The following is a 12,287-nucleotide window of genomic DNA, read 5'->3' on the forward strand; positions in this document are numbered from 1 at the left end:
ACAACACAAACAGACGTGCCAATCACCCGATCCTTGCTGTTATGTGAAAAAGATCGCCATTTTTTAGATTATTTCATTATATAGATCAAACTTTATAGATCCTCTTTCTTATCATGAAAAGACGCTCAGATCGTCTTATCCACCAGAATCTATCCACAAGCTAAAAACTGTGCTGATTTATACCCCTTTACAGCCGTTTCTATAAGGCCTGATAACCCCAAAAAGCATCAGGATACTCGCGGTTTATCCACAACAAGCACACCGAGTTAGCATTTGGAATAATTTATTAAGCTACTGATTATTATAACATTATTATAGATCGTGGCATTTTGACTACTTATTGTGCTAGATTTTTTTATCCCAAACTTAGATCAAGACTTTACTTCTCTGTGAAGGTCATTAAGATGTCGCGGATACGCTCAGAGTCAGTAATCAGGATCTAACGCCGCATGCGCAATATTGAGATCATCATAGGTAGCCAAATGGGCTCCGCAGAGTACGTTGCAGAACAGCTTGCCGAGCAGCTTGATGCCAGTGAATTCAACACACAACTGCATGAACAACCGGACCTGAGTGCCTGTCAGCATTCAGTGTGGCTGGTGGTCACATCGACTTATGGCGCCGGCGACTATCCGGATAACCTGCTGCCTTTTATAGAGCAACTGACTGATCATGAAGATCTGAGCCATGTGCAATTTGCCGTAGTGGGTATCGGCGACTCAAGCTATGACACCTTTAATCTGGCCGCCAGTAACTGTGCGCAGCTACTATCAGATAAAGGCGCACAGCAGCTTTTACCGGTATTAAAGATCGATGTACAAGATGAAGCACTGCCGGAAGATGCCGCCATCGCCTGGTTGCCCACATTAAAACAGCAACTGGATCAGGCGTGTTAATCTGATATACGGATCAGCGATAAGATCTTTTACACAGAAGTTATTCACAAAATGGCTCTTTCATAGATCGCATTGTGGATAACCTTTGATCTAACTGCGGATCTACGCATACTTATCCATTGGATAGTTTTCATCGGATCTTGGGTTGTGAATAAATAGCCACTTTGATCAAAGCTTTTCATCGTGATGATCCGATCTAATTCACACCATATGATCTGAACTAACTCTTTGGATCAAATAAGGAATACATCGTTATTCACAGATCCGGGCTGATCTAATAGTAAGATCTAATAAAGATCTTTAAAAAGATCCTTATATATATTTAAGTGATCCTTTTAACCCTGATTAAAATTTAAACGTTTCACTTCTGCGTTTTTCTGGGTAGAATACGCACCCTTTCGAAATTTGCTGGTTGTTTTTAAGTAGGATCCCGTAAATGATTTATCACGAACATTTTGACGTTATCGTTGTTGGTGGTGGTCATGCAGGTACTGAGGCAGCATTAGCTGCAGCACGTATGGGCATGAATACCTTATTGTTAACACACAATATGGACACCCTGGGACAGATGTCCTGTAACCCAGCGATCGGCGGGATCGGAAAAGGTCATCTGGTTAAAGAGATCGATGCTTTAGGTGGTGCAATGGCCAAAGCGATCGACAAAGGCGGGATCCAGTTCCGTACTCTAAACTCTTCTAAAGGCCCTGCTGTGCGAGCTACTCGTGCTCAGGCAGATCGCATTCTGTATAAAGCGGCAATCCAGGATACCTTACAAAATCAGGAAAACCTGAAGATCTTTCAGCAATCGTGTGATGATCTGATCGTTGAACAGGATCGGGTGAAAGGCGTAGTTACCCAAATGGGACTGCGCTTCAGTGCTGAAACGGTAGTATTGACCGTCGGTACTTTCCTCGGTGGTCAAATCCACATTGGTCTGGAAAACTTTAAAGGCGGCCGTGCAGGCGATCCACCGTCAATTGCACTGGCACAGCGTTTACGTGAACTGCCCTTCCGTGTTGATCGACTGAAAACAGGCACACCACCTCGTATTGATGCACGCACTGTTGATTTTTCAGTGATGCAGGCACAACCAGGTGATACGCCAACGCCGGTATTCTCATTTATGGGTAAAGCGTCGGATCATCCACAACAGATCCCTTGCTATATCACGTATACCAACGAGAAAACCCATGACGTGATCCGTGAAAATCTGCATCGCTCACCTATGTATGCCGGTGTGATCGAAGGAATTGGGCCTCGTTATTGTCCGTCTATTGAAGATAAGATCGTTCGTTTCGCTGATAAAGAGAAGCATCAGATCTTTGTTGAACCAGAAGGGCTGACTTCTTACGAACTGTATCCAAATGGGATCTCCACCAGCTTGCCGTTTGATATTCAGCTGGAGATCGTGCGTTCAATTCAGGGGTTTGAAAACGCGCACATCTGTCGTCCGGGCTATGCCATCGAGTATGACTTCTTTGATCCTCGGGATCTGAAGCAGTCGCTGGAAACCAAATTCATCAATGGTCTGTTCTTCGCGGGCCAGATAAATGGCACCACCGGATACGAAGAAGCCGGCGCACAAGGCTTAATCGCCGGTATGAACGCTGCCTTACAAGTTAAGGGTCTGGATGCCTGGACACCACGTCGCGATCAGGCATACACCGGTGTCTTGATTGACGATCTGGCAACCTTAGGGACCAAAGAACCGTATCGCATGTTTACCAGCCGTGCAGAATACCGTTTGCTGTTGCGTGAAGACAACGCCGATCTGCGTCTGACCGAACAAGGTCGCAAACTGGGTTTAGTGGATGATGAGCGCTGGGCAGCTTACAACAACAAATTAGAAGTGATGGAGCAGGAAACGCAGCGACTGCGTAATACCTGGATCCACAAAGATCACCCGGCACTGGCGCAGGTGAATGAATTGCTGAAGTCGCCATTGACCCGTGAAGCCAGTTTAGAAGATCTGATCCGTCGTCCGGAAGTCAGTTATAACACACTGATGCAGATTGAAGGGTTGGCCAGCGAACAGGATAATATTCAGGCGCTGGAGCAAGTTGAGATCCAGACTAAGTACGCCGGCTATATTGCGCGTCAACAGGATGAGATCAATAAACAACTGCGTCACGAAGAAACGCTGTTACCGGCTGAGTTCGATTACGCTCAGGTCAGCGGTCTGTCTAACGAGGTGGTGGCTAAGCTGTCAGAAGCCAGACCACAAACAATCGGCCAGGCGTCTCGCATTTCTGGTATCACCCCTGCTGCTATTTCGCTATTATTAGTGTATCTGAAGAAGCAAGGGTTGTTACGCAAGTCAGCGTAACAACAAACGGAAGACTGTGTTATTAGAACAACTTACAGCCCTGTTAGCCCGTACGGACATCACGCTAACTGAACAACAAAAGCAGCAGCTCGTCGATTATGTCGGGCTGCTCGATAAATGGAACAAAGCCTACAACCTGACCTCAGTGCGCGATCCGCAAGAAATGATGATTAAACACATCATGGACTCGTTAGTCGTTGCGCCTCACCTGAACGGCAAAAATTACATCGATGTGGGCACCGGACCGGGATTACCCGGGATCGTACTGGCCATCGCCCTGCCCGATACACAATTTGTGTTGCTCGACAGCCTTGGTAAGCGTGTACGTTTTTTAACCCAGGTAAAACATGCGCTTGGACTGGAAAACGTCACACCGGTTCAGTCTCGTGTTGAAGAATATCAGCCAAGTGTTAAATTAGACGGTGTGCTGAGCCGTGCATTTGCCTCTTTGCAGGATATGGTTCAGTGGTGTGGACATCTGGTCAATGACGAAAGCCGCTTTCTGGCATTAAAAGGTCAGTTTCCGCAGCAGGAACTGGATAGCCTGCCTGCCGGTGTGACTCTGGAACGTGATATTAGTTTACAGGTCCCCGAGCTGGATGGTGAACGTCATTTAATCATTCTGAAAAAAGACTAGTATTCGAGGACATAGTGGCTAGAGTCATTGCGATCGCAAACCAAAAAGGCGGTGTGGGAAAAACCACCACTGCAGTTAACCTGGCAGCTTCCATGGCTGCGACCAAACGCAAGGTCCTGCTGATTGACCTGGATCCACAAGGCAATGCGACCATGGGCAGCGGTGTTGACAAATATGGCGAAGTAGCAACCATTTACGATCTTTTGATCGAAGAGACCCCCATTCAGGACGTGATCAGTAAAGAAACGTCCGGCGAATACCACTTAATTGCTGCCAACGGTGATGTGACCGCGGCTGAAGTTAAGTTGATGGAATTGTTCGCTCGCGAAGTGCGCTTGCGTAATGCACTGGAATCGGTGCTGGATCAGTACGATTTTATTTTTATTGATTGCCCGCCTTCGTTGAATATGTTGACGGTTAATGCAATGGCGGCGGCTGACTCTGTTATGGTGCCTATGCAGTGTGAGTATTATGCACTGGAAGGACTAACGGCGCTGATGGATACCATCACGCAGCTTTCTAAGCTGGTCAATCCACATTTACAGATTGAGGGGATCTTGCGTACTATGTACGATCCACGTAACCGCCTGGCGAATGATGTATCTGAACAGCTGAAACAGCACTTTGGTGAAAAAGTATACCGCACGGTGATCCCACGCAATGTGCGTCTGGCAGAAGCGCCGAGTTTTGGTGCGCCAGCGATGTACTATGACAGAGCATCCAGTGGTGCCAAAGCCTATCTGGCACTGGCCGGAGAAATGCTCCGCCGTCAGGAAAAACAAGCAGCAGCTGTTGCCTAAGAGGAAGAAAAAATAATGTCGGTGAAAAAACGCGGTTTGGGTCGAGGTCTGGATGCCCTGTTGAGTTCAGCAAAACCTGCTGCGCCTCAACCTGCTCAGCCTGAAGTCACACAAACCCAGGGCACCGAGCGTGCCGTTGAACCCGAGCAGACGACGCAAAGTCATGAGGTGACCGATCAGGAATTACAACGGTTGCCCATCGAGTATTTGCAACGTGGTAAGTATCAGCCGCGCAAGGACATGTCTGAGCAGGCGCTTGAAGAACTTGCCAGTTCGATCCGGGCACAAGGTGTATTGCAACCGATAGTGGTGCGCCCGGTCGCTGAAAACCAATTCGAAATCATTGCCGGTGAACGACGCTGGCGCGCTGCGCAGCTTGCTGAGCTGGATGTGGTGCCTTGTATCATCAAAGATGTTGCAGATGAAGCCGCAGTGGCCATTGCGTTGATTGAGAACATTCAGCGTGAAGATCTTAATGCCATGGAAGAAGCGGTTGCTCTCGACCGATTACTGAACGAGTTTGAACTGACGCATCAACAAGTTGCTGACGCCGTAGGCAAGTCTCGTACCACAGTGACCAATTTACTTCGTCTCAATAATCTCAATGATGATGTAAAAATCTTGTTGGAACATGGTGATATTGAAATGGGTCATGCCCGTTGTTTACTGGCACTGACCGGTGAGCAGCAATCGGAAGCGGCCAGAACCGCGGTCGCTAAAGGGCTAACGGTCCGTGAAACCGAGAAGCTGGTGCGTGCTATGCTAGAGCCAGTGGAGAAAAAACCAGCAAAAGAGAAAGATCCGGACGTTAAACTGCTTGAGCAACAACTGGCAGAAAACCTTGGGGCCAAAGTGGAGATAAATTATAACCAAAAAGGCAAAGGTAAGCTGGTGATTTCTTATGCAAATTTAGATGAATTAGACGGAATTTTGGGGCGTATCCAGCCCGATTTTCAACAACCCTCGTAATCTTACCTTTTAAGGCGAAATGGGCGCTCGAAAAGCGTTACATTTCGTCTCGTCAAGTTGCAAATTGAGCAGAAATAAGTATAATTTCGCCAGTTTTCTAGCCCTGATAAAATTTAGCGTCATTAAGGTTAATTATAAGTGACTCATTCGTTAGCAAGCCCATATCGGCGTGCCGCATTAAAAGGTGTTTTGTATCAGGGTCTCGTAGCTATCATTGCTGCAGTAATAGTTTTTATTGGTTGGGGAGTGGAAGCAGGCTTGTCGGCGTTGGCTGGCGGTGCGGTGCTGGTACTCCCTAATTTTGTATTTGCCGCTTATGCATTCCGATTTATGGGTGCCAGTAAGGCAAATCAAGTGTATTCCTCATTGAAACGAGGAAACGGATTAAAATTTTTGCTAACTGTTGTGCTTTTTGCGCTCATTTTTAAGCACTTTTCAGTCGTCATGCTGCCGTTTTTCGGCACTTATATGCTGGTGATGCTGACACAATGGTTGGTTCTGATTTTTTTTAATCATTAACTTTTAGGATAAAACAATGGCTGCAGAAGAAGTGACTCTATCGAGCCATATTCAGCACCACTTGACCAATGCCAAGATGTGTTCGACCGATGCCGGTCTGGCCTTCAATAAAGCATGTGCGGACAGTGGTTTCTGGACATGGCATATAGATACCCTCGCATGGTCCATCGGTTTAGGTCTTATATTCTTATGGATCTTCCGAAGTGCCGCTAAAAAATCCACCACAGGTGTTCCTGGTAAATTCCAGTGCTTTATTGAAATGGTTGTTGAGCTCGTTGGTGATAACGTGCGAGACACTTACCATGGCAACAGCAAACTGATCGCGCCTTTGGCCCTGACTATCTTTGTCTGGGTGTTCTTAATGAACTTGATGGATTTGGTTCCAGTTGATTTCCTACCTGCTTTCGCTGGCTTCGTTGGTGAGCAAGCATTTGGTATGGACCCACATGATGTTTACATGAAGATTGTACCGACCACAGACGTGAATATGACTGCTGCTCTGGCATTGGGCGTATTTATTCTGATGATCGGGTATTCAATTCGTATCAAAGGTCTGGGCGGCTTCATTGCTGAGCTTACGCTTCACCCGTTCAGCTCTAAGAACAAATTAGTGATGGCGATTCTTATCCCATGTAACTTGCTACTTGAAACAATCGCATTGGTTGCTAAGCCTTTCTCGCTGGCACTGCGTTTGTTCGGTAACTTGTATGCGGGTGAGATGATCTTCATCCTGATTGGTGCAATCGGCCTGATGCAGCTTCCACTGCACTTTGTATGGGCTGTGTTCCACATCATGGTAATCGTACTGCAAGCATTCGTATTTATGATGCTGACCATCGTTTACCTCAGCATGGCTAGCACAAAAAGCCACTAATTAGCTGAAATAAAAGAATTTTTTAAACTTTAACTTTAATTTACTATTGAAACTTTGGAGATAAAAATGGAAATCGCAGTTGCTATTAAACTTATCGCTGTTGCTCTACTAATCGGTTTTGGTGCAATCGGTACTGCACTAGGCTTCGGTAACATGGGTGGTAAGTTCCTAGAAGCATGTGCTCGTCAGCCTGAGCTTGCGCCTCAACTACAAGTTAAAATGTTCATCCTAGCTGGTCTTATCGATGCCGTTGCAATGATCGGTGTAGGTATCGCTATGTACATGTTGTTCGCTCTTTAATATTGCAAAATACCTGAAACGAACAACTGTCAAGTAAGGAGGAGCGGTCGTGAACTTAAACGCCACTCTAATAGGTGAATTAATCGCATTTGTGGTCTTCGTATGGTTCTGTATGAAGTTCGTATGGCCACCACTAAATGGTGCGATTGAAGCTCGCCAGAAGAAAATCGAAGATGGATTAGCTGCCTCTGACAAAGCTGAAAAAGATCTTGAGCAAGCGCGCGAAAAAGCTGCTGAAGAACTGAAAGAAGCGAAAACTCAAGCTAGCGAAATCATTGAACAAGCTAAAAAGCGTGCAACGCTGATTGTTGACGAAGAGACAACTCGTGGTCAGCAAGAGCGTGAGAAAATCATTGCTCAGGGACACTCTGAGATCGAATCTGAGCGCAACCGCGTGAAAGAAGAGCTACGTCAACAAGTAGCGACTCTGGCTGTGGTTGGTGCAGAGAAGATTTTAGAGCGTGAAATCGATCAAGCCGCACACAGTGACATCGTTGAAAAACTTGTCGCTGAGCTTTAAGTAGAGGGTATGAGCATGTCTGAATTGACTACTATCGCTCGCCCATACGCTAAAGCGGCTTTTGAACTTGCCGTTGAGAAAGGCACAGTTGAAGCTTGGAATGAAATGCTGTTCTTCGCAGGCCAGGTGGCCCGCGATGAACAGGTTCAGCTGCTACTGGGTGGCATTGCTACCGAAGCAGAGCAGTCTGATGTATTCATCAAGCTATGCGCTGAGCAACTCGACGAACAAGGCCAAAATCTTATCAAGCTGATGGCCGAAAATGAGCGTTTAGCCGCCATTCCAGCTGTTGCAGATTTGTTTGCTGAACTTAAAGCAGACTATGACAAAGAAATCGACGTTAACGTCGTTTCAGCAGCAGCGCTTGCCGAAGAAGAGCAAGCAAAATTGGTCGCGGCACTTGAGAAACGTTTCGCACGCAAAGTTAAGCTGAATTGTAGCATCGACGAAACCATCGTAAGTGGTCTGGTCATTAAAGCTGGCGATACCGTCATTGACGGCTCTATTCGCGGCAAGTTAGATCGTCTTGTGACGACGCTACAATCGTAATTGGGAAAAAGAGCATGCAACTTAATTCCACAGAAATTTCTGCACTGATCAAGCAACGCATTGAGCAGTTTGAAGTTGTAAGTGAAGCGCGTAACGAAGGTACTATCGTATCTGTTACCGACGGTATCATCCGCATCCACGGTCTTGCTGACTGTATGCAGGGTGAGATGATCGAGCTTCCTGGCAACCGTTATGCTATCGCATTGAACCTTGAGCGCGACTCAGTAGGTGCGGTAGTAATGGGTCCATACGCAGACCTTAAAGAAGGCGTAAAAGTTAAATCAACAGGTCGTATCCTTGAAGTACCAGTAGGCCGTGGTCTGCTAGGTCGTGTTGTAAACACACTAGGTGAGCCGATTGACGGTAAAGGCGCGGTAGACAACGATGGTTTTGAGCCAGTTGAAAAAATCGCACCGGGCGTAATCGAGCGTCAATCAGTAGACGAGCCAGTACAAACTGGTTATAAGTCTATCGACTCTATGATCCCAGTTGGTCGTGGTCAGCGTGAGCTAGTGATCGGTGACCGTCAGACTGGTAAAACAGCACTGGCTATCGATGCTATCATCAACCAAAAAGACACAGGCGTTAAGTGTGTGTACGTTGCGGTTGGTCAGAAAGCTTCAACCATTGCTAACGTAGTACGTAAACTAGAAGAGCACGGCGCTCTTGAGAACACCATTGTTGTTGTTGCATCAGCATCTGAGTCTGCTGCACTACAATTCCTGGCACCGTTCTCTGGTTGTACTATGGGTGAATACTTCCGTGACCGTGGTGAAGACGCGCTAATCGTATATGATGACCTGTCTAAGCAAGCTGTTGCTTACCGTCAGATCTCACTACTACTTAAGCGTCCACCGGGCCGTGAAGCATACCCAGGTGACGTATTCTACCTTCACTCACGTCTTCTAGAGCGTGCATCACGTGTTAACGCTGATTACGTTGAGAAGTTCACCAATGGTGAAGTGAAAGGTCAAACAGGTTCATTGACGGCATTGCCAATCATTGAAACTCAAGGTGGTGACGTTTCTGCATTCGTACCTACCAACGTTATCTCAATCACCGACGGTCAGATCTTCCTAGAAACTGACTTGTTCAACGCAGGTATCCGTCCAGCAGTTAACGCTGGTATCTCGGTATCTCGTGTAGGTGGTGCAGCGCAAACTAAAATCGTTAAGAAACTAGGTGGTGGTATCCGTCTAGCGCTAGCTCAGTACCGTGAACTAGCGGCGTTCTCTCAGTTCGCTTCTGACCTTGACGATGCAACACGTGCCCAGCTTGAGCACGGTGAGCGCGTAACAGAGCTAATGAAGCAGAAACAGTACGCACCAATGTCTGTTGCTGACATGTCTCTGTCTCTATTCGCTGTTGAGAAAGGCTACCTGCAAGACATCGAAATCAACAAAGTACTTGATTTTGAAGCAAGCCTAATCGCATTCGCGAAAAGCGAATACGCAGCGCTAATGACTCAAATCAATGAAACTGGTAACTACAACGCCGAGATCGAAGCGCAGCTGAAAGAACTTCTAGAGAAGTTCAAGTCTACGCAAACTTGGTAATGTGTTATGAAGGTGAGTAGTTAACTACTCACCCAGATTCGGAGAAAGAGTCATGGCCAGCGGAAAAGAGATAAAAAGCAAGATCGGGAGTATCAAGAATACTCAGAAGATCACCAGCGCAATGGAGATGGTTGCCGCTTCTAAAATGAAGAAGGCACAGGAACGCGTCGCGTCCAGCCGCCCATACGCTGAAAACTTACGCAAAGTGATCGGTCGTATTGCTCAGGCTAACCTTGACTTCCAACACCCGTTCTTAATTGAACGTGAGGTGAAGCGAGTAGGTTACATCGTTATCTCTACTGACCGTGGTCTTTGTGGCGGCTTGAACTCGAACGAGTTTAAGTATGTAGCGAAAGACGTGAAAGCGTGGAAAGAAAAGGGTGTTGATGCAACATTTGCCACCCTGGGCGGCAAAGCTGCCGGTTTCTTTAAGCGTTTTGGCGGCGAGCTAGAAGCCAAAAAAGCCGGGTTAGGAGATGCGCCTTCCGTTCAGGACGTAATTGGTCCTGTTAAAGTGATGCTAAAAGCATACGAAGAAGGCAAAATTGATCGCTTATTCGTTGTGTACAACAACTTTGTGAACACAATGAAGCAAGAGCCTGTTATCGATCAGTTATTACCTTTGCCAAAAGCTGAAGAAGAAGTATCAGCTCACGCTTGGGATTACTTATATGAGCCAAACCCAGAGGCGATTCTAGAGACACTACTAGTGCGCTTTATTGAGTCTCAGGTTTACCAAGGTGTAGTTGAGAATGCTGCCTCTGAGCAAGCTGCCCGTATGGTTGCGATGAAAGCCGCAACAGATAACGCAGGTGGCCTGATTGATGAGTTACAGCTGGTATACAACAAGGCGCGTCAGGCTGCAATCACACAAGAAATCAGTGAGATTGTATCTGGTTCAGCTGCCGTGTAACGCTTCGGCAAAGTTTAACGAGAGGAATAGACATGAGTTTAGGTAAGGTCGTCCAAATTATCGGCGCCGTTGTGGACATCGAGTTCCCACAAGACAACGTGCCAGCCGTATATGACGCACTAAAAGTTACAGAAGGCGACCTGGCTGGTTTGACACTAGAAGTGCAACAGCAGCTAGGTGGCGGTGTGGTACGTGGTATCGCACTAGGTAGTACTGACGGTCTGCGCCGTGGTACTTCAGTAGAAGGTACAGCTGAGCCAATCAAGGTTCCAGTTGGTACAGCAACACTTGGTCGTATCATGAACGTACTGGGTGACGCAATTGATGAAGCCGGCCCAATCGGTGAAGAAGAGCGTTGGTCAATCCACCGCGCTGCACCTTCATACGAAGAGCAAAGCAGCTCAGTTGAGCTACTTGAAACAGGTATCAAGGTAATCGACCTTGTATGTCCGTTCGCTAAGGGTGGTAAAGTTGGTCTGTTCGGTGGTGCTGGTGTAGGTAAAACCGTAAACATGATGGAACTTATCCGTAACATCGCAATCGAGCACAGCGGTTACTCTGTATTCGCCGGTGTTGGTGAGCGTACTCGTGAGGGTAATGACTTCTACCATGAGATGAACGACTCAAACGTACTAGACAAAGTATCGCTAGTATACGGTCAGATGAACGAGCCACCGGGTAACCGTCTGCGTGTTGCTCTGACTGGTCTGACTATGGCAGAGAAGTTCCGTGACGAAGGTCGTGACGTACTGTTCTTCGTAGATAACATCTACCGTTACACGCTGGCGGGTACTGAGGTATCTGCACTACTAGGTCGTATGCCTTCAGCGGTAGGTTATCAGCCAACTCTTGCAGAAGAGATGGGTGTACTACAGGAGCGTATCGCATCTACTAAGACTGGTTCAATCACGTCAATCCAGGCCGTATACGTACCTGCGGATGACTTGACTGACCCGTCACCAGCAACGACGTTCGCGCACCTTGATGCAACCGTTGTACTTTCACGTGATATCGCGTCTCTAGGTATCTACCCTGCGGTAGACCCACTAGATTCAACATCTCGTCAGCTTGACCCGCTAGTAATCGGTAACGAGCACTACGAGACTGCACGTGGCGTTCAGACTGTACTTCAGCGTTATAAAGAGCTGAAAGACATCATCGCAATTCTAGGTATGGACGAGCTATCTGATGAAGATAAGCAAGTTGTATCTCGTGCACGTAAAATCCAGCGTTTCCTGTCTCAGCCGTTCTTCGTTGCTGAGGTATTCACAGGTGCACCTGGTAAATACGTTTCACTGAAAGACACTATTTCTGGCTTCAAAGGCATCTTAAACGGTGAATACGATGACATGCCAGAGCAGGCTTTCTACATGGTTGGCTCAATCGACGAAGCGATCGAAAAAGCCAAAAACATGTAATTAGGGGGTT

Annotated in this window: 13 protein-coding genes; all 13 read left to right on the top strand. The window is 47.0% G+C overall.

Features of this window, described 5'->3' with window-relative positions:
- The first annotated feature begins 449 nt into the window (after positions 1-449).
- The 13 genes from mioC (at position 450) to atpD (ending at position 12,277) form a co-directional block, all read left to right on the top strand.
- Positions 450-896 carry an FMN-binding protein MioC gene (gene mioC / locus PRUB_RS17240; protein ID WP_010384863.1) on the top strand — a complete coding sequence of 149 codons (447 nt, stop codon included), beginning with the start codon at positions 450-452 and terminating at the stop codon, positions 894-896.
- A gap of 436 nt (positions 897-1,332) precedes the next feature.
- Entirely contained in the window at positions 1,333-3,222 is a 1,890-nt protein-coding gene (gene mnmG / locus PRUB_RS17245) for a tRNA uridine-5-carboxymethylaminomethyl(34) synthesis enzyme MnmG (RefSeq protein ID WP_010384864.1), read from the top strand.
- Positions 3,223-3,238: 16 nt separating this feature from the next.
- Positions 3,239-3,859, top strand: coding sequence for a 16S rRNA (guanine(527)-N(7))-methyltransferase RsmG (gene rsmG, locus PRUB_RS17250; protein WP_010384866.1), 621 nt, complete (start codon positions 3,239-3,241; stop codon positions 3,857-3,859).
- A gap of 14 nt (positions 3,860-3,873) precedes the next feature.
- A complete protein-coding gene (locus tag PRUB_RS17255; protein ID WP_010384867.1) occupies positions 3,874-4,659 on the top strand; it encodes a ParA family protein in 786 nt (261 codons plus the stop codon).
- 15 nt (positions 4,660-4,674) lie between these two features.
- Positions 4,675-5,628, top strand: a complete 954-nt coding sequence (locus tag PRUB_RS17260) for a ParB/RepB/Spo0J family partition protein (RefSeq protein ID WP_010384868.1) — start codon at positions 4,675-4,677, stop codon at positions 5,626-5,628.
- Between the two features lie 138 nt (positions 5,629-5,766).
- Positions 5,767-6,147, top strand: coding sequence for an ATP synthase subunit I (locus tag PRUB_RS17265; protein WP_010384869.1), 381 nt, complete (start codon positions 5,767-5,769; stop codon positions 6,145-6,147).
- A 16-nt stretch (positions 6,148-6,163) separates the two neighbouring features.
- Complete coding sequence (gene atpB / locus PRUB_RS17270; protein ID WP_010384870.1) at positions 6,164-7,021, top strand: F0F1 ATP synthase subunit A; 858 nt, start codon at positions 6,164-6,166, stop codon at positions 7,019-7,021.
- A gap of 66 nt (positions 7,022-7,087) precedes the next feature.
- Complete coding sequence (gene atpE, locus PRUB_RS17275; RefSeq protein WP_008222392.1) at positions 7,088-7,321, top strand: F0F1 ATP synthase subunit C; 234 nt, start codon at positions 7,088-7,090, stop codon at positions 7,319-7,321.
- Positions 7,322-7,370: 49 nt separating this feature from the next.
- Positions 7,371-7,841 (top strand): F0F1 ATP synthase subunit B, encoded by a 471-nt coding sequence (gene atpF, locus PRUB_RS17280; RefSeq protein WP_010384872.1) that lies wholly within the window; start codon positions 7,371-7,373, stop codon positions 7,839-7,841.
- 15 nt (positions 7,842-7,856) lie between these two features.
- Positions 7,857-8,390 carry a F0F1 ATP synthase subunit delta gene (gene atpH, locus PRUB_RS17285; protein WP_010384873.1) on the top strand — a complete coding sequence of 178 codons (534 nt, stop codon included), beginning with the start codon at positions 7,857-7,859 and terminating at the stop codon, positions 8,388-8,390.
- 14 nt (positions 8,391-8,404) lie between these two features.
- Positions 8,405-9,946 (top strand): F0F1 ATP synthase subunit alpha, encoded by a 1,542-nt coding sequence (atpA, locus tag PRUB_RS17290; protein WP_010384874.1) that lies wholly within the window; start codon positions 8,405-8,407, stop codon positions 9,944-9,946.
- Between the two features lie 52 nt (positions 9,947-9,998).
- Complete coding sequence (gene atpG / locus PRUB_RS17295; RefSeq protein ID WP_010384875.1) at positions 9,999-10,859, top strand: F0F1 ATP synthase subunit gamma; 861 nt, start codon at positions 9,999-10,001, stop codon at positions 10,857-10,859.
- 32 nt (positions 10,860-10,891) lie between these two features.
- Complete coding sequence (atpD, locus tag PRUB_RS17300) at positions 10,892-12,277, top strand: F0F1 ATP synthase subunit beta (RefSeq protein ID WP_010384876.1); 1,386 nt, start codon at positions 10,892-10,894, stop codon at positions 12,275-12,277.
- The last annotated feature ends 10 nt before the right edge of the window (positions 12,278-12,287 follow it).

Source organism: Pseudoalteromonas rubra, assembly GCF_000238295.3.
Taxonomy (GTDB): Bacteria; Pseudomonadota; Gammaproteobacteria; order Enterobacterales; family Alteromonadaceae; genus Pseudoalteromonas; species Pseudoalteromonas rubra.

Excerpts from the sequence above, each read along its gene's own strand:
- atpH (WP_010384873.1), top strand. The coding sequence starts at position 7,857 with ATGTCTGAATTGACTACTATCGCTCGCCCATACGCTAAAGCGGCTTTT.
- atpA (WP_010384874.1), top strand. The coding sequence starts at position 8,405 with ATGCAACTTAATTCCACAGAAATTTCTGCACTGATCAAGCAACGCATT.
- atpD (WP_010384876.1), top strand. The coding sequence starts at position 10,892 with ATGAGTTTAGGTAAGGTCGTCCAAATTATCGGCGCCGTTGTGGACATC.
- atpG (WP_010384875.1), top strand. The coding sequence starts at position 9,999 with ATGGCCAGCGGAAAAGAGATAAAAAGCAAGATCGGGAGTATCAAGAAT.
- mnmG (WP_010384864.1), top strand. The coding sequence starts at position 1,333 with ATGATTTATCACGAACATTTTGACGTTATCGTTGTTGGTGGTGGTCAT.
- atpB (WP_010384870.1), top strand. The coding sequence starts at position 6,164 with ATGGCTGCAGAAGAAGTGACTCTATCGAGCCATATTCAGCACCACTTG.
- PRUB_RS17260 (WP_010384868.1), top strand. The coding sequence starts at position 4,675 with ATGTCGGTGAAAAAACGCGGTTTGGGTCGAGGTCTGGATGCCCTGTTG.
- atpE (WP_008222392.1), top strand. The coding sequence starts at position 7,088 with ATGGAAATCGCAGTTGCTATTAAACTTATCGCTGTTGCTCTACTAATC.
- mioC (WP_010384863.1), top strand. The coding sequence starts at position 450 with ATGCGCAATATTGAGATCATCATAGGTAGCCAAATGGGCTCCGCAGAG.